Origin of the sequence: Embleya sp. NPDC020886 (assembly GCF_044333915.1) — a bacterium.
Taxonomy (GTDB): Bacteria; Actinomycetota; Actinomycetes; order Streptomycetales; family Streptomycetaceae; genus Embleya.
The window spans coordinates 1-20,408 of sequence record NZ_JBIRRX010000007.1; the positions used below are offsets into that span (position 1 = coordinate 1).

At 70.8% G+C, this 20,408-nt stretch carries 15 protein-coding genes; 9 read left to right on the forward strand and 6 right to left on the reverse strand.

The window, feature by feature from the left end:
• Positions 1-1,180: hypothetical protein (locus ACH4U8_RS24105; RefSeq protein WP_395780106.1), on the reverse strand; the 1,180-nt coding region annotated here is incomplete at its 3' end.
• A 2,048-nt stretch (positions 1,181-3,228) separates the two neighbouring features.
• Here ACH4U8_RS24105 and ACH4U8_RS24110 point away from each other — a divergent pair.
• The 3 genes from ACH4U8_RS24110 to ACH4U8_RS24120 all read left to right on the forward strand — a co-directional run bounded on the left by ACH4U8_RS24110 (position 3,229) and on the right by ACH4U8_RS24120 (position 4,906).
• Entirely contained in the window at positions 3,229-3,477 is a 249-nt protein-coding gene (locus ACH4U8_RS24110; RefSeq protein ID WP_395780108.1) for a hypothetical protein, read from the forward strand.
• A 507-nt stretch (positions 3,478-3,984) separates the two neighbouring features.
• Positions 3,985-4,578, forward strand: coding sequence for a sigma-70 family RNA polymerase sigma factor (locus ACH4U8_RS24115; RefSeq protein WP_360325167.1), 594 nt, complete (start codon positions 3,985-3,987; stop codon positions 4,576-4,578).
• Positions 4,568-4,906: a hypothetical protein gene (locus tag ACH4U8_RS24120; protein WP_395780110.1), complete on the forward strand. Its 339-nt coding sequence runs from the start codon at positions 4,568-4,570 to the stop codon at positions 4,904-4,906. Before ACH4U8_RS24115 ends, ACH4U8_RS24120 begins: the two co-directional genes overlap by 11 nt.
• Before the next feature lie 1,307 nt (positions 4,907-6,213).
• Here ACH4U8_RS24120 and ACH4U8_RS24125 read toward each other — a convergent pair.
• A complete protein-coding gene (locus ACH4U8_RS24125; RefSeq protein ID WP_379990522.1) occupies positions 6,214-7,443 on the reverse strand; it encodes a styrene monooxygenase/indole monooxygenase family protein in 1,230 nt (409 codons plus the stop codon).
• 230 nt (positions 7,444-7,673) lie between these two features.
• Positions 7,674-8,831, reverse strand: coding sequence for a hypothetical protein (locus ACH4U8_RS24130; RefSeq protein WP_395780112.1), 1,158 nt, complete (start codon positions 8,829-8,831; stop codon positions 7,674-7,676).
• Between the two features lie 184 nt (positions 8,832-9,015).
• On the opposite strand from ACH4U8_RS24130, the gene ACH4U8_RS24135 reads away from it, so the two are divergent.
• Positions 9,016-10,215, forward strand: coding sequence for a CoA transferase (locus ACH4U8_RS24135; RefSeq protein ID WP_360314714.1), 1,200 nt, complete (start codon positions 9,016-9,018; stop codon positions 10,213-10,215).
• 230 nt (positions 10,216-10,445) lie between these two features.
• Here the strand turns inward: ACH4U8_RS24135 and ACH4U8_RS24140 are convergent, their stop codons facing one another.
• Positions 10,446-10,829: a hypothetical protein gene (locus tag ACH4U8_RS24140; protein ID WP_360314716.1), complete on the reverse strand. Its 384-nt coding sequence runs from the start codon at positions 10,827-10,829 to the stop codon at positions 10,446-10,448.
• A gap of 220 nt (positions 10,830-11,049) precedes the next feature.
• On the opposite strand from ACH4U8_RS24140, the gene ACH4U8_RS24145 reads away from it, so the two are divergent.
• Both ACH4U8_RS24145 and ACH4U8_RS24150 read left to right on the forward strand, forming a co-directional pair.
• Positions 11,050-13,563, forward strand: a complete 2,514-nt coding sequence (locus ACH4U8_RS24145; RefSeq protein WP_395780114.1) for a DEAD/DEAH box helicase — start codon at positions 11,050-11,052, stop codon at positions 13,561-13,563.
• Between the two features lie 38 nt (positions 13,564-13,601).
• The gene (locus tag ACH4U8_RS24150) at positions 13,602-13,985 is read left to right on the forward strand and encodes a hypothetical protein (protein ID WP_395780116.1); all 384 of its coding nucleotides are present in this window, start codon (positions 13,602-13,604) and stop codon (positions 13,983-13,985) included.
• Between the two features lie 63 nt (positions 13,986-14,048).
• Here the strand turns inward: ACH4U8_RS24150 and ACH4U8_RS24155 are convergent, their stop codons facing one another.
• Positions 14,049-15,362, reverse strand: coding sequence for an ammonium transporter (locus ACH4U8_RS24155; protein ID WP_360314722.1), 1,314 nt, complete (start codon positions 15,360-15,362; stop codon positions 14,049-14,051).
• A gap of 334 nt (positions 15,363-15,696) precedes the next feature.
• The gene (locus tag ACH4U8_RS24160; RefSeq protein ID WP_395780118.1) at positions 15,697-16,590 is read right to left on the reverse strand and encodes an IclR family transcriptional regulator; all 894 of its coding nucleotides are present in this window, start codon (positions 16,588-16,590) and stop codon (positions 15,697-15,699) included.
• Between the two features lie 117 nt (positions 16,591-16,707).
• Here ACH4U8_RS24160 and ACH4U8_RS24165 point away from each other — a divergent pair, with 117 nt between their 5' ends.
• The 3 genes from ACH4U8_RS24165 to ACH4U8_RS24175 all read left to right on the forward strand — a co-directional run bounded on the left by ACH4U8_RS24165 (position 16,708) and on the right by ACH4U8_RS24175 (position 20,345).
• Positions 16,708-17,820 carry an LLM class flavin-dependent oxidoreductase gene (locus ACH4U8_RS24165; protein WP_360314726.1) on the forward strand — a complete coding sequence of 371 codons (1,113 nt, stop codon included), beginning with the start codon at positions 16,708-16,710 and terminating at the stop codon, positions 17,818-17,820.
• Positions 17,821-17,954: 134 nt separating this feature from the next.
• The gene (locus ACH4U8_RS24170; RefSeq protein WP_395780120.1) at positions 17,955-19,808 is read left to right on the forward strand and encodes an exonuclease domain-containing protein; all 1,854 of its coding nucleotides are present in this window, start codon (positions 17,955-17,957) and stop codon (positions 19,806-19,808) included.
• Positions 19,809-19,910: 102 nt separating this feature from the next.
• Positions 19,911-20,345 carry an SRPBCC family protein gene (locus ACH4U8_RS24175; RefSeq protein WP_379990519.1) on the forward strand — a complete coding sequence of 145 codons (435 nt, stop codon included), beginning with the start codon at positions 19,911-19,913 and terminating at the stop codon, positions 20,343-20,345.
• The last annotated feature ends 63 nt before the right edge of the window (positions 20,346-20,408 follow it).

Sequence of the window (20,408 nt, forward strand, 5' to 3'; positions counted from 1 at the left end):
GCACACCACTCGAAGCCCTGCAAAACCACCACGAGCTCGGACTCGCCGCATAAAAGGACAGCGAACAAGGCGTCCGGAAAACGCGGGGCACCTCATGCTCCAGGCCGCTCGCGTCGATGGCGGCGAGCGCTTCCAGGTAGGCGGGCCGCGCGTAGGAGTGCGGGGTGTGCAGCCAGAGCCGGCGCAGGTCGGCCACCGCCTCGGCGGCTTCCGGCCCGAAGCGGGCCAGTTGCCGTGCCGTGGCCTCGGGGCCGCACCAGGTGTGGGTCCGCCGTTGTTGCGCGAGTTCGGCCAGTAGGACCGGCAGCGCCTCGGGGACGGCCTGGTCGGCGAGGACGTTACGGCCGAGGCGGGCGAGCCATTCGCGCTCGTCGCCCGCCCAGTCGCGCGCCGCCGGTACGGCCAGGGCGCCGAGGTGTTCGACGGCCCGGGTGAGCTGCGGGAGGGGACGGCGACCGTCCGGGGTGGCGAGCGAGGGTACGAGGGGGATCAGGGCTTCCGTCGGGTCGCGGCGGCACAGTTCGTGCAGGGCGTCGACCCGGATGCGGTCCCCGGGCGGGGCGAGGGTCAGCAGGTCGAGCAGCTCGCCGTCGGTATGCCCGCCGAGATCGTGCGGAGCCGGTCGTGGATCGGGCCGCCGGACCACGACTCCGAACCCGGCCCACGGCTCGGTTCGCCACGGCGGCTCCGGTTCCCGGCCGATGCGGGTTTGCGCGACCTCGGCCAGGTCCTCCCACCAGGTGTCCGGCCAGTGGTCCGCGACGGACTCCAGTACGGGTACCCAGTGGGCGCCTTCCCGGATGTGGGCCCGCAGTCCCTCCCGGGCCTCGTGCGATCCGCCGAGAGCGAGCAGGACCAACACATCGGCCGCCCGGGAGCACTCGTCCTCGGAACCCGCGAGTTGCTTCACGATCGGTGCCGGCGACAACTCCAGCTCTTGGACCGACCGCGCCAGGTACAGGGCACGTTCGTCGACGAGTCCGTCCCAGGCCCAGTCCCGACGGATCCCGTCGTACACGAACGGCGCGGCTGCCGAGGGGCTTTGCCGCGCCTGTATGGCGCCCAGGCCCCGTCCTCGTTGCAGCAGCCCTTGGAGGGATTTGTGGGGGGCGTAGAACATTTCGTCGTTCTTGTTGTCGTTCTTGTCGTTGTTCTTGTTGTCGTTCTTGTTGTCGCTCATCGGGCGGAACCCTGCCGGATGAGGGGCTTGGCTGTCGCGTGATATTTGCCCTGCTTCGGTCCTTCGGTTCTGTCCCGAGGGGCGAGGTCCGGTGGGCTGTTTGGGTGGGGTTGTTTCGGTGGAGGAACCGGCGTGGGGGAAATGGGAGTTCGCGTGGTGGTGGCGCCGGCGTTTTGTGACGGGCGCCGTGGCGAGGGCGAGGATCAGTCCTGCCTCGCGGGGATCGCGTTTGGGAACGGCGTGCGTGCCGACTTCGGGTGATGCGGCATTGTCGTGTGGCGTGTCCTGGCGTGTCCTGGCGTGTCCTGGCGTCTCCTGGCCGATAACGGTCTCTGCGGCCGGTCCCACGGCGGGCGCAACGTCTCTGTGGGGGAGGGGATTTCGGGTGCTATTGGACACATCCGGATCGGCCGCATCGCAACGGCGGGGGCAAGCGTCAGGTCCGGACGCACCGGTCTCATGGGTCGACCACCCGGAAGTTGCTTCATCAACCTCATGGGAATACGTGCAGGGGTGTGGGGCGGTTTGGGGGGCTGACGACTGGTTCGTTGTTTGGTTTGGGGTGGGGTTGCGTTGTGGGATGCGTTGCGATGCGCGGTTGGCTCGGGGTGGGGGCGGACACTTGGACGAGGGATCTTCTCACTGTGAGTAGTTGTTCGTGTGCCGCCGGACACGTGGACCTTGATCAACCCTTAAGTGGGCCTTAAACCCTTGTCTCGGGGCCAATCCGGTCGGGTCGACAGGTGTTCTTCGGCCACGGTTTTCACTAGCCTTCAGAACGACGGTCCATTCGGAACCAACGGGACTCCCCCCTTTCCGAATGGCCCAGGCGCAGCCCAATCCCCCCCAGGGTCTGTAGCCGTTCGGGGATCTCGCATCCCCGGCCGCTCGTGTCCCCACCCCCACCCGGGGCACGACGGCATCCCGACCCGAGAGCGAAAACTCTCGGGTCGGGCTTTTTTATGGGCCGAATGGGGCTGGGGCTGGGGCTGGGGCTGCGGCTGGGGCTGCGGCTGCGGCTGCGGCTGGGGCACGGGCGCTGGCGCGGGGCGGTGCTTGGGCTTCCGGCGGGTCGCGGGGGTGGCGGGTCCGGGTGGCTGGGGTTGCGGGGCGGCGGTGGAGTTGGCCTGGGTCGTGAGCGCAGCGAGTACGGCGACCCGGTTGCGCACGGAACCGGTGGGACGGCCTGGGTCGCGAGCGCAGCGAGCATGGTGGCCTGGGTCGCGCACGGACGGGAGGGACGGCCTGGGTCGCGAGCGCAGCGAGCACGGTGGCCCGGGTCGTGAGCGGAACGGGTGGGACGGCCGGGGTCGTGAGCGGAACGGGTGGGACGGCCGGGGTCGTGAGCTGAGTGAGCGGGTGGGCGTCGGTCGGCGATGCAGCGCTGCTTTTTATTGGGCGCCTTCGGCGCCGGCTCGCGAGGCACCACTTTTTGCTCCCCCGCTGACGCTCCTCCGCAAAAAGTGGCCCCTCGCTCGTGACTTCGTGTCCCTTCGCTTCGCTACGGGCCACGAAGTCAAAGTTTGCGGCTCCGCCGCTCTCCGCGCTTCGCGCGTCGATCACCGGGGTGGGCCAAGGTCGTGGGCGCTGACGCGCCGAGGGTGGGGCTTTGGTTGGTGGGCGGAGGTCGTGGGCGCAGCGCGGCGCGCCGGTCGAACCGGGTCGCAAGCGCAGCGTGCCGGCGGACCCGGGTCGTAAGCGCGGTGTGCCGACCGGGCTGGGGTGCGGGGGTGGGCGAGGTGGGGATGGTGGCGATTCGTTCCGTTCATGTCAAGAAGTGGTAACCGGTCCGAACCAATGTTGGGGTGTCGTTCACCCGGTGACCATCCGGGCGTCGAACCGTGCATGCCTGCGCCGGTCAGGCTGTACTGATCGCCCATGCCCTGGAGAGCCGTCTCATGCACCCTGCCCGCGACGATCGATCGTTTTCGATGCCTGCCTCGGCGGTTCCGAGGCCGGGCCTGGCCGTGACGTCCGTTACCGGCAGGGCGAGCGAACTCGGGCGGCCCGATGGCCAGGGGCCGTGGTGGGCGACGGCGACGGCTGAGGTGACCGGTACGAGCGGCGATCCGGTCGCCGGCGCCTGGGTCACCGCCGAGGTGCGTTCCGATGGCAACACCATGAAGCACTTCGGCCTCACCCGCCGCGACGGCACGGTCGACTTCGGTGTCTCCGTGTCCTGGAGCAACGACGCGACGGTGACCGTCACCACCGTTCGCCACCTCGAACTGCCGTACTACCCGGACCTGTCCACCGCCCACGAGGTCCGCATCCAACGCCCCCGACGAAACGTCTGAGCCGCCGCCTACGGCTTCCGTATCCGGCCGGGTGGGTGGGGTGTGGCTTCCGCCCCGGTCACGGCGGCGGGGCGTGCCCCCTCGCGGCGCCGGCGGGCGTGGGCGATCGTGGGGCCGACTCCGACAGGCGTCGGAACATCCGCTGTCACGGCGGGCGTTGGGCCGGCGCGTCACACCAGGTGAGGTTGCGGCAGTGCTTGCACGCCACCGCGTCGATCGCCGTCGCCGCGCGGTGATCGGTCCACCGACCACCCCCGGTGTGGCGTGCGGTCGTGGTTCCGCGTTGTGGGGTGGGACGGACTGCACCACCACTCGGCTACGGACGGGGGTGAATCCTTTCGCGTCGTCGCGCCTCTTATAGGTGTTAGGTGTGCGGACGACCTCGTCCGCCCCCGTACCCCACCCGGGAGGACCTCATGACCGCTGTCATCGTCATCGCCGTCGCGGTTGCCGCGTTGTTGGTGTGCGCGTGTACCGTCACGCTGCTGCGCCGCCGGAGGCGTCAGGGTGTCTGACCGCACCTGGCCGGGCGCGACCCTGGTCGCCGCAGCGCAACGCGGCGATGTCGATGCGCTCACCGCGTTGGTGCGCGGCTCCTATCCGCACGTGAGCCGATTCGCGCACACGTTGTGCGCCACGCCCCAGGACGCGGAGGACGCGGCTCAGGAAGCGCTGATCATCCTGTACCGCAAGATCGGCATGCTCCGCGCGTCCGGGGCACTGGCCTCGTGGATGTTCCGGATCGTCCGCAACGAGTGCCTGCGGCGTACCCGCGCCCTGTTCCAACACGGGCCCGCCGACGATCCCGGTGGGTTGGACGCGTTCGGCGGCGCCGCGCGGTCCGCCGAGGAGGATGTCCTGCTGCGCCTGGAAGCCGAACGCGTCGCCGCCGCGATCGCCGCGCTGCCCGACGACCAGCGGCAGGTGCTGGTCATGCGGGACATCCAGGGCCTGCCCGGCCGCACCGTCGCGGACCGGCTCGGACTCGGCACAGCCGCAATGAAGTCCCGCCTGCACCGCGCCCGTTCGGCGGTACGCGAGGCCCTCCACGACGACCCGACCGGATCGAAGGGAACGAGGGAATCCGACCATGACTCCTGACTCGACCACGGCAACACGCCCCGCCCCGCCCGATTCCACCCCCGACGCCGCCGATGCACGTGGCGGCTTCGCCAGCGCCACCGTCCCGCGCCATCTGGCCCGCGGCGCCATCGGGTTCGGCGCACTCGCCGGATCCCTGGCCCTGCTACCGGTCACCGGCCCGGCAAGCCTGCTCCTCGCCCCGGTCGGCCTGGTCGCGCTGCGCGGCTGCCCGATGTGCTGGGCAATCGGCCTCATGGAGACGGTCTCGGCCGGCCGCCTGCGCCGCTCCTGCACGGACGGGAGGTGCGAACTGAAGCGAAGCGGTCCCCACGACCCCGCACATTGACCCGCCCCGGCGCGGTCGCGTCGGACACCAATCCCGAGCCCGCCCCCGCCGAACCGCCGCCGTCCCCACCCACGCCCCCCAACCCAACCCCAACCGGCCACCCCACCCCCCGGCGCGTCAGCGCCCCCGACCCAGCCCGCCCCCGTGATCGACGCGCGAAGCGCGGAGAGCGGCGGAGCCGCAGAACGTTGACTTCGTGGCCCGGAGCGAAGCGCAGGGACACGAAGTCACGAGCGAGGGGCCACTTTTTTGTGGAGGAGCCTGCGACGGAGCAAAAAAGTGGTGCCTCGCGAGCCGGCGCCGAAGGCGCCCAACAAAAAGCAGCGCTGCATCGCCGAAAGCCGCCCACCCGCTCGCTCCGCTCACGACCCGGGCCGTCCCACCCGTTCCGCTCACGACCCGGGCCGCCGTGCTCGCTGCGCTCGCGACCCGGGCCGCCGTGCTCGCTGCGCTCACGACCCGGGTCGTCCCGCCGGTTCGGTTCGCGATCGGGGCCGCTGTGCTCGCTCCGCTCGCGACCCAGGCGATCCCGCTCGCTGCGCTCACGACCCGGGCCGTCCCCGCCGGTTCGGGCCGTCCCACCCGTTCCGCTCACGACCCGGGCCGCCGTGCTCGCTGCGCTCGCGACCCGGGTCGTCCCGCCGGTTCGGTTCGCGATCGGGGCCGCTGTGCTCGCTCCGCTCGCGACCCGGGCGGTCCCGCTCGCTGCGCTCACGACCCGGGCCGTCCCCGCCGGTTCGGGCCGCTGCGCTCGCTGCGCTCGCGACCCGGGCCATCCCGCCGGTTCTGCTCACGACCGAGGCCGCAGTGCTCGCTCGCGCTTGCGACCCGGACGGTCCCGCGCGACTGGGGCGCTGTGCTCGCTGCGCTCGCGATCCGGGCCGTTCCGCCGGTTCGGTTCGCGATCGGCGTCGCCGTGCCCGTTGCGCTCGCGATCCGGGCGGTCCCACCGGTTCGGTTCGCGATCGGGGTCGCCGTGCCCGTTGCGCTCGCGATTCGGGCCGTCCCGCCCGTTCCACTCACGACCCGGGCCGCCATGCTCGTCGCCCTGCCGCCCGCAGCCCCGGGCGCTACACCCGCGACCCACCCCACCCCACCCATCGCACCCACGACCCACGCTCCACCCCGAACGTGCTCGCTGCGCTCGCGCCCCGCGCCCTCATACTTCGTCCGCCCACGACCCGCCTCGGCCCGCTCACGACCCGGGCCCTCCGCCTACGCCCCGCGACCGACGCCAACCGACCAAGCGCCCCCACTTCCATCTCGGCGCCCCCAACCCCCCAATCTCCCAATCTCCCCCAACCCCCCTAAACCGCCCCCACCTTCGTCAAAAACGCCATCGTCTTCTCCGGGTCGTACATGAACTCCTCGAACTCCACCGGGTTGTCGAAAGCGCTCATCACCGCGTCGCACACGGCGGGGCACGTATTGCCCGCGCCCATCAGCATCTGGACGTGCTCCGGGGGGACTCCGAGCAACGAGCTGGAGAACTTGACGCCGTGTCGGGCGCGGGACCAGAACGCGTCGAAGACCGACTGCATCCAGGCCGCGTCGAACGGGAGGTCGCCGCGCGCGACGATCTCGTTCAGGTACAGGTCGGCGGCTCGTGCGGCGTTGTTGGAACCCTGTCCGCTGATCGGGTCGTTGGTGACCAGGACGTCGCCGATGCCCAACGCGATACCGCCCATCGGCAGTTCGGCGATCGGCTTGCGCACGATCGGGGCGAAGCCGCCGCTGAGCACGCACATCGGGTCGGTGAGTTCGGCGCGGCTGATCCGGTCGTGGTCCCACGGCGCGAACTGCCGGACCAGGTCCCGCAGCACGGCCCAGTGGGTGTCGGGGTCGCGTACGTCGCGGAACACGTCCAGCGGGCCGCCCGGCACGGCTTCCAGCAGGATGATGTCGCACGGGCCGGACAGCGTCAGGCCCGGGAACATGATGATCTCGCCGATCCCGGGGATCGCGTTGACGTGCAGCGCGGCGTACCCGACCTCCGGGCGCGGGGTCGCGCCGTGGAAGTAGGCCACCGACAACTGCCGCTGGGGCTTGGTGAATTCGGACTTCTCGTGATCGCGGTCGAACATCGACACCAGCTCGCCCTTGCCGGCGGCCACCACGACCAGGTCGTAGTTGCGGGTGTACCAGTCGATGTCGGAGACCGCGACCGGGTGCACCACCAGGTTGCCGCCGCGGGCCACGAACAGGTCCATCCACGCGGGCATCTTCATCCGCTGGTCGACCGACTGCGCGCCACCCAGATCGCCCAGCCAGTTCACCACCGGCGTGCCGTCCGGGCCGGGGATGGTGAACCCGGCCCGGTCGATCGGCGGCACGCGATCCGACCACAGGTCCAGGCCGTGCGGCTGCTCCAGCGCGATCGTCGACGGCATCATGATCTGCGTCGAGGTCACTCGCCCGGCGCGGATCTCGTCGGGAGTCCGCTCGGTCATCACGGTCACGTCGTAGCCGTGGGCCAGCAACCCCAGGCCGAGTTGGAGCCCGGATTGGCCGGCACCGACGATGAGGATCCTGCGCATGGCTGACGTCCCTTCCCCTGATCAAAGTCGACAGCATCGTATGGCTCGCGCTGCGTGTTCAGCGGAATACCGACCGAGAAAGAAACCGCACAGCCCGCGCGCGGCCGGCTCGTGCACAGCCGTCCCGCATACGGCCGTCCCGCGCACAGCCGTCCCGCACACGGCCCCCGCGCAGCCCGCCACCGATCCGCCCGCCATCACGCAACGCGCCGCCACCCGACCCAACTCCGCTACATGAACGACGACTCCGCCGTGAGCCCCAACCCCGGGTCCGCGCCCGTCACGATCGGCTGGCAGTTGCCCCAGCCGACCCCGCCGCCGACCGGGTCGGTCACCCGTACCACCGTGTCCCGGATCTGGTGCAGCCGGCGGGCCTGTTCGGGGGTCGAGCAGTCCGCGATCCGCTCGCCCTCCACGTGCAGGTCGCCGCGCCACTCGCCGTGGTGTCGGCCGTCCAGGCCGAAGTACAGGCCCGCGCCGAGGTGGAAGCCGGTCGCCGAGACCACCTCCAACTCCAGCGGCCGGGTCGAACCGTCCGCCATCGTCGCGTGCAACTTCCCGCCGAGCAGCCGCCGGTTGGCCGGGTCGTAGCTCAACTCCGGTACCAGGTCGGCCCATTCCTCCACGCGGCCGTCGGGGTGCTCGACCCCGCCCATCACCCGCTTCTGCGCGAAGCCGGGCCCATCGGTGATCTGGTAGTGCAGGAACAACGCGTACCGGCTGCCGTCCGCCCGCTCCATCAGGATGGGCGCCCAGATCATCCGGAACGACATCGAGGCGGGCATCCCGGCCGGCTCCAGGTCGGCCGCCGGCGCCCCCACGTCGTAGCGGGTGCCCCACGAGTGGTCGCGCGTCGACACCCACGTGTCGGGGGTGATCTCGGTGCGCTCGCCGTCCACTTCGACCCAGCCCGAGGCCACCCCGGTCTGGTGGTAGCGCACCAGGTCGGCGGTGGTGCGGTAGCCGCGCCGGTTGTGCGTACGGTCCTCGCAGACCGCCGGGACGGCCGCCTCGAAGGTCCAGTCGAAGGCGATCGGCTGGGCTTCGTTCGCCTCCAGGGCGAAGCGCACCACCCGGAGCGGCTCGATCACCTCGTAGCGGATCGGTCCCACCGTCGTGGTGTGCGGTTCGGGCGACAACCGGCGCGAGGCGCGGACCGTGAGCTGTTCGACGCCGCGCGAGATGCCCGCATAGCCGTCCATCACGTTGCGGTTCGTGTACTTGCCCAGCCCGAAGCCCAGTTGCAGGCTGCCGTCCCGGGCCGCAGCCATCGCGCAGACCTTCTCGGTCCACGACGGGTCGGTAGTGGCCACGGTCGCGAACGTCTCGGCGACCTGGTGGTGAAAGCCTTCGTCGGCCGCGGTGAGCGGCCCGATCGGGTTGGTCACGAATCCTCCGTGGATCGGTGTGGCGTCCCGAGCACCGGGACGCTGCCGGATTCTCCGCCGGACCTCGCCAACAGACCAGAGCCTTGACCTGTGACAGAGAACCTGTTTTCGTCATCCGGGTATCCGAGGCACCGGGTCCCGTCGAATCACGTCGCGCGAGCGACATCGGAGGGGGAGCGCCACCATGGAACGTGTTCCGATCGACGGACCCCTGGCCGGCCTGCGCGTCGTGGACCTGTCCACGGCCGCGACCGGTCCGTACGCGGTGACCCTGCTCGCCGATCAGGGCGCCGACGTGATCAAGGTCGAACGCCCGGGGATCGGCGACATCTCCCGCTGGATTGGCACCGCGACCGGTGGCATCAGCGCGCTCTACCAGATGTGCAACCGCGGCAAGCGCTGCGTCGCGGTGGACCTGCGCACCGACCGGGGCCGCGACCTGGTGCGCGAACTGATCGCGCGGGCCGACGTGGTGGTGCAGAACTGGCGGCCCGGCGTGGCCGAACGGCTCGGCCTGGGCTACCCCGACGTGCGGCGGGACGACCTCGTCTACTGCTCGATCTCCGGCTTCGGGGCGCACGGGCCGTACGCCGGCAAAGGCGCCTACGACACGGTGATCCAGGCGTACGGCGGGATCGCCGAGAACCAGAAGGACCCGCAGACCGACCGCCCGAGGTTCTCCAACCAGGCCCTCGCCGACAAGGTCACCGCGCTCACCGCCGCGCAGGCGATCACCGCGGCCCTGTACGCCCGCGAGCGCGGACGCGGCGGCCAACATCTCGAACTGTCCATGCTGGACGCGGTGATCTCCTTCATGTGGGTCGACTCGGCCGGCAACGACGTGCTGCGCGACGGCGACGGCAGCCAACCCGGCAGCTTCGTCGCGGACGTACGCCCGTACGCCTTCCTGGACGGCTGGGGCATCGCCACGCCCACCTCGGACGCGGACTTCGCCGGCATGTGTCGGGCGTTCGGCGTCGACGGGTACGACGACCCCCGGGTGGCCACGATCGCCGAGCGCCGGCGCAACCGCGAGGTCGGCCACGCGCTGGTGACCCGCTGCCACGAGGCCGCGACCAAGCTCACCGTCGCCGAGGGCATCGCCCGCCTGGAGGCGCAGAACGTGCCGTGCGGGGTCGTACTGGGCCCCGCCGACCTCGCCGGCGACCCGCACATCGCCGCCGTCGGCGTGCTGGAGGACGATGTGCACCCCACCGCCGGTCGGCTGCGGCAGCCCCGGCATCCGGCGCTGTTCGGCGGTACACCCGCGCGGTTGGGCACACCGGCCCCCACACTCGGCGCCGACACGGACGCGATCCTCGCCGAACTGGGCCTCGACACGGACCGGGTGGCCGAACTACGGGCGGCCAAGATCGTCTGCTAGGCCCCGCGGGCGGCGGCCGTGGGGCCTGCGGCCGCCTCGTCCGCAAACGCCGGACGGGCTGATTCGGGCTTGCCCGGGCCTGTCGGCCCGGTCGTCCTCGAACGCCGGGCGGGCCGAGTCGGTGTGGGCGGGCCGATCGGTGTGGTCGGGCTTGCCGGCCGCGGTGCCGTCGCGTTGCGTAGAGGCGTCCTCGAACGCCCGACCGGCCCGATCGCGCCGCTCCCGATTCCTCAGGCCCGAAAGACCGTCCACTGGTCTCGGGCGCTCCAGCCCGAGTCGTGGCCCTCGTGGTCCTGGACGCGCACGCTCCAGTAGTACGTCTCGCCCCTCTCGACGCGGAGGCCGAAGGGGCGCACGCCGATGTGCTCGGCGGACTGGACCACGCCGCTGTCCCACACGGCGGGGTCCACGCCACCGTCGGTCACCGCGTCGACCGCGCGGGGGTCGGTCGAGACGACCAGGCGGTAGTTGCGCTGCGTCTGGATCCGGCCGCCCAGCCGGACCGTCCAGCTCATGCCGTCGGGGTCCGCCTCCGGGTTGTGCGCGGGCGCGACCGCGGTCAACGTGCGCGGCGAAGTGGGCGCCGTACAACCGAGGAGAGCGCCGGTCGACATCAGACCCATGAGAAGCACGAGGCCCACTCGGCCCACTCGGCCCATCTGTCGTACCGGCCTCACACACACCCCTGTTTCCGGCGGCAGATGATCACGGCGACTCTACGGATGTGACACGCGTCACCGGAAGTGCTCCGCCGGCGGGGCGCGCGACGTGCGCGGGTGGGCGGTATCCGGGTTGCGTCCGGGCCCGGGCGCGCGAGCAGGCAGGATAGAGCCTGTGACTCTCATCGATCTGCTCCCCGCCGAGGCCGACCCCGACGCCCTGTACGAAGCCTTCGCGTCGTACGCCGAGGAGCGTGGCCTCACCCTGTATCCCGCGCAGGAAGAGGCGCTGATCGAGCTTGTCTCGGGCAACAACGTCATCCTCAACACGCCGACCGGCTCGGGGAAGAGCCTGGTCGCCGCCGGCGGGCACTTCGCCGCGATGGCGCGCAAGGAGCGCAGCTTCTACACCGCGCCGATCAAGGCGCTGGTCTCGGAGAAGTTCTTCGACCTCGTCGCCCAGTTCGGCACCGAGAACGTCGGCATGATGACCGGCGACGCCTCGGTCAACGCGACCGCGCCGATCATCTGCTGTACCGCCGAGGTGCTGGCCAACATCGCGCTGCGCGACGGCGCGGACGCGGATGTCGGCTTCGTGGTGATGGACGAGTTCCACTACTACGGCGACCCGGACCGGGGCTGGGCCTGGCAGATCCCGCTGATCGAGCTGCCCAAGGCGCAGTTCCTGCTGATGTCGGCCACGCTCGGCGACATGGACCGCTTCCAGGGCGACCTGAAGCGACGCACCGGCCGGACCACCGCGATCGTCAAGTCGGCCACGCGCCCGGTCCCGCTGTACTTCTCCTACCGGGTCACCCCGCTGCACGAGACCATCGAGGAACTGCTGACCACGCGTGAGGCGCCCGTCTACATCGTGCACTTCACCCAGGCGTCGGCGGTCGAGCGGGCCCAGTCGCTGATGAGCATCAACATGTGCACGCGGGCGGAGAAGGATCAGATCTCGTCGGTGATCGGCGGTTTCCGGTTCACCACCAAGTTCGGCCGGCAGCTCTCGCGCTGGGTGCGACACGGGATCGGCGTGCACCACGCGGGCATGCTGCCCAAGTACCGCCGGCTGGTCGAGCGGCTGGCCCAGGCCGGTCTGCTCAAGGTGATCTGCGGTACCGACACGCTCGGCGTCGGGGTCAACGTGCCGATCCGTACCGTGCTGTTCACCGCACTGTCCAAGTACGACGGCCAGCGGGTGCGCCGGCTGCGGGCGCGCGAGTTCCACCAGATCGCCGGGCGGGCCGGGCGGGCCGGCTTCGACACGGTGGGCAATGTGGTCGCGCAGGCTCCCGAGTACGAGATCGAGAACATCAAGGCGCTGGCCAAGGCCGGGGACGACCCGAAGAAGCGCCGCAAGGTGGTCCGCAAGAAGGCCCCCGAGGGCTTCGTGGGCTGGAACGACGAGACCTACACCCGGCTTCAGGAGGCCGAGCCGGAGCCGTTGGCGTCGCGCTTCCGGGTCACCCACGCGATGCTGCTCGCGGTGATCAACCGGCCCGGCAACGCGTTCGAGGCGATGCGGCACCTGCTGGTCGACAACGACGAGCCGCGAGCCCAGCAGTTGCGGCACATCCGGCAGGCGATCGCGATCTATCGTTCGCTGCTGGACGGCGGCGTGGTGGAGAAGCTCGACGCTCCGGACGAGGAGGGTCGGATCGTTCGGCTCACCGTGGACCTCCAGGCCGACTTCGCGCTCAACCAGCCGCTGTCCACGTTCGCGCTGGCCGCCTTCGACCTGCTCGACCCGGAGGCGCCGACCTACGCGCTCGACGTGCTCTCGGTGGTCGAGGCCACCCTCGACGACCCGCGCCAGATCCTCGCCGCGCAGCTCAACAAGGCCAAGGGCGAGGCGGTCGGCCAAATGAAGGCGGACGGCATCGAGTACGAGGAGCGGATGGAGCGGCTCGCCGACATCCAATACCCGCGCCCGCTCGAAGAGTTGCTCGAACACGCCTACGCCATCTACATGCGCAGCCACCCGTGGGTCGGCGACCACCCGCTGTCGCCCAAGTCGATCGTGCGGGACATGTACGAGCGGGCGATGACCTTCGGCGACTACGTCGGCTGGTACGAACTCGCGCGCACCGAGGGCATCGTGCTGCGCTACCTGGCGAGCGCCTACAAGGCGCTCAACCAGACCGTGCCGGACGACGCGAAGAACGAGGACCTGCACGATCTGATCGCGTGGCTGGGCGAGTTGGTCCGACAGGTCGACTCCAGCCTGCTCGACGAGTGGGAGAAGCTGGCCAACCCGGATGCGACCCAGGAGGAACTCGACGACATCGAGGGCCGCACCACGCCGGTTACCGCGAACGAGCGGGCGTTTCGGGTCCTGGTCCGCAACGCGCTCTTTCGCCGGGTGGAACTCGCGGCCCTGCGGCGCTACTTCCAGCTCGGCGAATTGTCCGAGCAGGAGGGCGACGGCAACTGGGACGCGGAGCGCTGGCAGGACGCGTTGGAGGACTACTGGGACGAGCACGACTCGATCGGTACCGGTCCCGACGCGCGCGGCCCCAAGCTCATGCAGATCACCAAGGAGGACTCGGCGTGGCGGGTCCGTCAGGTCTTCGACGACCCGGCGCAGGACCACGACTGGGGGATCACCGCCGAGGTGGACCTGACCGAGTCGGACGAGACCGGGCGCGCGGTGCTGCGGGTGGTCGCGGTCGATCGCATGTGAAGTCGTCCGGGTGTGCGGCGGTCGGGCAGACTGGGCCGATGACGAAGAAGCGGTCCGGCGTCGACGCCCACGGTTCGATCCTGTCCTGGCGTTCGCACAACTCGGTGTTGTCGATCGCCTCCGAGGGTTCGGTGCTCTCGATCGGCTCGGTCGGCTCGGTGTTGTCGATCGGTTCGGTCGGCTCCGCCCTGTCCGCCGGGTCGATCGGTTCGACCCTGTCGGCCGCCTCGATCGGCTCCTACCTGGGCGTGGCCTCGGCGTTCTCGGCCCAGTCGGTCTGGTCCGCCTTCTCGTTCCAGTCCAGCGGCGCGATCTTCGACCACCACAACACCCGAAAACTCGCCCGCCGAGCAGCCCTGCCCGCCGCCGCCCTGGCCACCCTCGCCACGGCGGCCCTCCTCACCCGCCGACCCCTCCGCTGAACCGGCGACCCGCCCTCGGCCGACCCGCTCGATTCGCCGGCCCGTGATCCCCGGCCGGCGAGGTCAGCCCAGGTCCAGGTCGTTTGCCGGCTTCGAGGTGGGGCGGGGGGTGGGGGTGCGCTTGGTGCCGGCGAAGGCGGTGAGGTCGTAGGCCGTTTCGGCGTGTACGGCCAGGTCCAGGCCGACCTGCTCGTGGTCGGCGTGGGCGCGGAAGCCGATGGTGCGGTCGATCACCTTGGCGATCGTGTACGTGACGCCGAAGGAGAACGCGGTCACCACCACGATCGCCACCACCTGCTTGCCCAGCAGCGCGAGGCCGCCACCGTGCAGCAGGCCCGCCGGCCCGCCGGTGACGTCGGCAGCGGCGAACAGGCCGATCAGCAACGTACCGACCACCCCGCCGACGTAGTGCACGCCGACCACGTCGAGCGAGTCGTCGTAGCCGAAGCGGTGCTTCCAACCCACCGCGAAGCTGCACAGCACCCCAGCGACCAGGCCGATCGCCATCGCGCCGGGCAGATCCACCACGCCACAGGCCGGGGTGATCGCGACCAGGCCGGCGACCGCGCCGGAGGCCGCCCCGAGCGTGGTGGCGTGCCCGTCTCGGCGCTTCTCCACCGCCAGCCAGCCGAGCAGCGCGGTGCACCCGGCCGCCTGCGTGTTCACCAGCGCCTGAGCGGCCAGACCGTTCGCGCCCAGCGCCGAGCCGCCGTTGAAGCCGAACCAGCCGAACCACAACAACCCGGCCCCGAGCACCACGAGCGGCAGGTTGTGCGGTCGCATCGGATCACGCTTGAAGCCGATCCGCGGGCCGAGTACCAGGGCCACCGCCATACCCGCCGCGCCGCAGTTGATCTCGACCACCAGGCCGCCCGCGAAGTCGAGTGCGCCGAGCCGGTGCGCGATCCAGCCGTTCGGCCCCCACACCCAGTGCGCCAGCGGCACGTATACGCAGATGACCCAGACCGCGCAGAAGAGCACCCACGCCTTGAACCGGGTGCGGTCGGCGATCGCACCGGAGATCAGCGCCACGGTCAGGATCGCGAAGGTCAACTGGAACGCCATGAACAGCAGCTCGGGCACCGTGCCGTGCAGGTCGGTCGGCTTGGTGCCGGCCATGAACACGTCGCCGAGATCACCGAGCAGCCCGCCGCCCACATCGCCGCCGAAGGCCAGGCTGTAGCCGAAGGCGATCCAGACCACGGTCACCACCGCGATCGCCACGAAGCTCATCATCAGCATGTTGAGCACACTCTTGGCCCGGACCATGCCGCCGTAGAAGATCGCCAGGGCGGGGGTCATCAGCAGCACGAGCGCCGTGGCCACCAGCAGCCACGCGGTGTCTCCGGCGTTCGGGGCGTCGGTCGCGACGGTCATGCGGCTCCCTCATGGGCCTGATCGGGTCGGGGACTGTGGTCAGGGTGGGCAGCCCGGGTTTCCTGCCGTATACCTCGGTGTTACGCGCGGGTTAAGGAACCGGCCCCGTGTTACGCGCGGATTGCCCGACGGTGAGCGAGTGCTCACACGGTGAGCGCCCCGACACGCTCACGAAACACACACCCGCGCAGCGCCGATCCGAAACACACCCGCACGGCACCGATCCGAAACACCACGCACGCGAGCAGCGCAGCCGCGGCAGGCATCGCCCACCTCGCGGCACCCATCCGGACCCTGTCTCGGTCCCCGCCCCGCTCCCGCCTCGCCCCCGGCCCTACTCCGGTGCCCGGCCGCCCGACCGTCGGGTGACCAGCCGGGCGACCGCGCCCAACCGCTCGCCGTGGCCCGTCACCCGCCGACCGGTCACCCCCTTGAGGCCGTTCACGGTCAGCGCGACCGCGACCCGGCCGGCGGTGTCGAAGACCGGGGCGACCAGGGCCGAGATGTCGTAGACGGTGTCCGGGTCGACCGCGACCAGCTCGTACTCCTCCTCCCCGAGCGCGGCGGCCAACTCGGCCAACCGGTCGCGCAACAGCGCCGCCTCGCACGGGTGTTCGGCCATCCGCTCCAGCGTGTCGCCGATCCGGGTCCGGGTCGGACTGTCCAGGGTGATCGAGTAGCCGCGCTCGCGCACCGCCGCCAGCGTCGGCGGCAGGTGGATCCGGGCCGTACCGCGCACCCGTTCGTCCAGCCGGTCCAGCCACGCGTCCACCTCCGCCGGCGTGGACCAGGCGTGGAAGACCTGGCCCAGCGGCGGCACCATCCGCAACCGCTGGCCCACCCGCACGTCGGCGGAGGCCAGTTGCGGCCGACCCTCGACGGCCAGGATGACGATCTCGTCGCCCACCGCGACGCTGGCGATCACCTCGGTGTCGAACTCGTCCGCCATCTCCCGCAGTTGGCCGCGAGCCAGGTCCACCGCCGGGTTGCCGCGCAGCGCCGCGTCCCCGAGCGCGACCAGGGCCGGACCCAGCTCGTAGGTCTTGCGGCGCGGATGCCGCACCAGATAACCGGCGTCCTCCAGTGCCTGGAGCACCGACAACGCGGACGCGAGATTGATGCCGAGCGCGGCGTGCAGCTCGGACAGCGTGTACGCGCCGCCCGGATGCGCGGCGAAGAAGTTCAGAATCTCGACCGCACGACCGGCGGCCAGGGCGGGACGAACCATGACGGCGACTCTCCGACCCCCGGGCACCTTGTGGCCGGTACCTCGGCGGGTCACACTCGGGACCACGAAATACGGGATTCGAAAACATTTTTCAATATATCGAAAATGGAGTCCGCGATGAAGCTCGACGTGCTCTACGAAGTGGACGTGCCGCGCCCGTGGCACGGTGAACACCCGTACGGCCAACGGCGCGAGGAACAGCGTGCGTATCGCGAGGCGGTCGAGCAGATCCGGCTGGCCGACCGGATGGGCTTCAACACCGTCTGGGCGGTGGAGCACCACTTCCGCGAGGGCCGCTCGCACATGCCGGCCTCCGAGGTCTTCCTCGGTCACCTGGCCGGCATCACCGAGCGGATCCGGATGGGCTTCGGCGTCACGCTGACCCCGTTCGGGTTCACGCCGCCGCAGCGGATCGCGGAGAAGGTCGCGACCGTGGACATCCTGTCCGGCGGCCGGGTCGAGTGGGGGACCGGTCGGTCCACCCCGATGGAGCAGACCGCGTTCGGCGTGGACATCGCCCGCTCGCGGGACGACTGGCGCGAGGCGATCGAGATCGTCACCGGCATGTGGCGCGAGGAGTACTTCGAGTACGAGTCGGAGCGCTTCTCCTTCCCGCGCCGGATGGTCACGCCCAAGCCGTTCCAGGACCCGCACCCGCCGTGCTGGATGGCCGCCACGTCACAGGGCTCGGCGGAGATCGCCGGCCGCAACGGGTTGGGCATGTTGTCCTTCTCGATCATGCAGCCGCTGGAGACGATGGCCGCCCAGGTGGCCGCCTACCGGGCGGCGGCACAGACCCCGACGCCGCTGACCGAGGTGACCACGAACAAGGTCGCGGCCTACACCCTGGTGCACACGACCGGACGCAAGCAGATCGACCGGCGGGTCTGGGACTCGGTCGCGTGGTGGTACAAGAACCTGGCGATGTTCACCCTCGAATGGGAACTGCCGCACCTCTCCCCGGCCGAACAGGACAAGACCTTCCCGCTCCTGAAGCCGATGTTCGAAGGCACCGTGCCGGTGGAGACCTTCGACGCGGCGGACATGATCGTGATCGGCGACGTGGAGACCTGCATCCGCAAGATGAAGCGCTACGCCGACCTGGGCGTGGACGAGCTGATCTGCTACGTCCAGTGGGGCTTTTTGGAACACCGCGACATCATGCGGACGATCGAAATCCTGGGCAAGGAAGTCATCCCGGAACTGGAGAAGTACCAGCCGAACACCTGACGCCCGACCCGTGTTGCGCGTCCCGTGCCCCGCAGCCCGTGAGGCGCGATGCCAGGATGTGCGATCCGGCCGGACGATCCCTCGATTCCGGTGCTCACCAAGCGCGTTCGAGCGATGCGTTGTACGGTCCCTGGGTGACAGTCACACCGCTTGCCCACTGGCCCGCCGACTACCCGAGCGACTACGCGGTGGTGGACGTGGAGACCACCGGGCTCCGTAGTTCGGATCGCATCGTCTCGGTCGCCGTGGAGTTGCTCGATCGAGCCGGTACGGTGACCGACCGGTGGTCGACGCTGGTGGACCCGGAACGGGATCCCGGGCCGGTGCACATCCACGGGCTGACCCCGGAACGGCTCGCGGGCGCGCCCACGTTCGACCGGATCGCGGACGACTTGGCCGAGTACCTGGACGGGCGGGTGCTGGTCGCGCACAACGCGCCCTTCGACTGGGGGATGTTGACCTCGGAGTACCGCCGGCTGGACACGCCGTGGCCGATGCGCCGGCGGTTGTGCACGATGGCGCTGGCGCGACATCTGGAACTGCCGATCGGCGACTACAAGCTGGCCACCCTCGCGGCGCACTACCGGGTCCGCCAACTGCGCGCGCACGACGCGGTGGACGACGCGCGGGTGCTCGGTGAGATCTTCCGGTACGGCCTGCACGAGGCGGCCGGGGCCGGCCTGCCGCTGCCGTTGGCCGTGCCCGACAGCGGCTCCGGGCTGCGGCGCGGGGCGGCGGCGCGCAAGCGGATCCCGGAGCGGGCCGCCGGGCCGAAGGCGCCCTGCCCGTGGACGAATCCGGGCCGGCTCGACCTCGCGGTCGGTCTGGTCCAGGGCATGCGGGTGGCCTTCACCGGCGGCGCGGGACATGCGCGCGAGCAGTTGGAGCGACAGGCGGCCGAGGCCGGCCTGTACGTGGCGACTTCGGTCAGCGGCAAGACCTCCGTCCTGGTGACCGAGGACCCGGGCAGCGGCAGCGGCAAGAACCGTACGGCCGCGCGCCTGGGCACGCCGGTGATCGACGAGGCCACCTACCTGCGGCTGTTGGCCCGGGTGCAGCCGGGCACCCCGATCGCCGGATCCGCCCCGGTGCGAGTCCCGGCCCCACGCCCGGAGCCGGAACCCGAGCCGGAAGAACCCGCACCCGTCTCGGGGGTGGCCGACACCCCGTCGCCGCCGTCCACCCGCCCGACGGTGCGTCAGGTCCTGGTTCTCCAGGGCCGGGACGAGCACGCCGAGGGCGGCCGGGTGCGCCAACTCGTGAGCGAATCGGGCGCCCGGCTCCGGATCAACCTCACCTCGACCGTGGACACCGTGCTGGTGTTGCCCGGCGCGGCGAGCGATCCCCGGATCGCCCGGGCCCAGGCGTTCGGCGCGGTCTGCCTGACCGAAGCCCAGTGGCGGGCGGCACTGACCGAGGCGCCGACCCCCACCCCCGCCTCCTCCGGCCCCGGTGCGAGCGCGAGCAACCTTCCGCGCGGCGGCGCGGTGCAACTGCCCGGCGACGCCCGGCCCGGCCGGTGGATCCTGAACGCCTCGTGGGCGTGGGATCGCCCCGACGAGGACATCGACATCGTGGCGTTCCTGCTGGACGAGCACGAACGAGTACGCGGCGATTCCGATTTCGTGTTCTGGAACCAGCCGGTCGCCCCGCTGGACGTGGTCGCACTGGACGCGTCCGGCCCCGCCGAGCAGACCGTCACCCTCGAACTGGATACGCTGCCACGTGACGTACATCGCGTCGTGGTCGCGGCGTCGGTCGACGGGACGAGCACGTTCGCGGCGGTCGGGCCGATCGAGATCGACGTGGCGCCGTTCCAGGCCACCTCGTTCCGCCGCTCGGTGCTCGACGCCGCCACGGTCGAACGGGTGTTGCTGCTCGGCACGTTCTACCGCCACGGTGTCGGGTGGAAGTTCCGTACGGAGGGTCAGGGCTACGAGTTCGACCTGGCCGGGTTGGCCGGCTCGTTCGGCGTGGAGATCGCCTGAGACCCGGTGCCGACCGGCGGGTAACCGGAGCACGATTCGGTGCCCGGGCGGTGGAGTGGTTTGCTTGACCCGGCCGACAGCAATCGAGGGCAAGGAGTGGTCATGGCGCAGGTCAGGGCAACCGCACACACGACTGTGGCGGCGGAACCGGAGGCGGTTTTCGCGGCCGTCGCGGATTACGCGGACGTGCGGCCCAAGCTGCTCACCGAGCACTTCTCGGAGTACGACGTGCGCGAGGGCGGCAAGGGTGCCGGCACGGTGGCGCACTGGCGCCTGCAGGCCACGAGCAAGCGCTCGCGCGACTGCCTGGTGACGGTCACCGAGCCGGCCGCCCTGACGCTGGTGGAGACCGACGCCAACTCGTCGATGGTCACCACCTGGACCGTGTCGGCGGACGGCGCGGGCAGCCGGGTCGAGATCGTCACGGTGTGGAACGGGGCCGGCGGCATCGGGGGCTTCTTCGAGAAGACCTTCGCGCCGGCCGGGCTCAAGCGGATCTACGACGGCGTGCTCGCGAAGCTCCCCGACGCACTCTGAGCAGACGCAGGCCGGCCCCGCCTCCAGGCGGAGCCGGCCTGCGTCGGGCCGGGACGTGCGTTC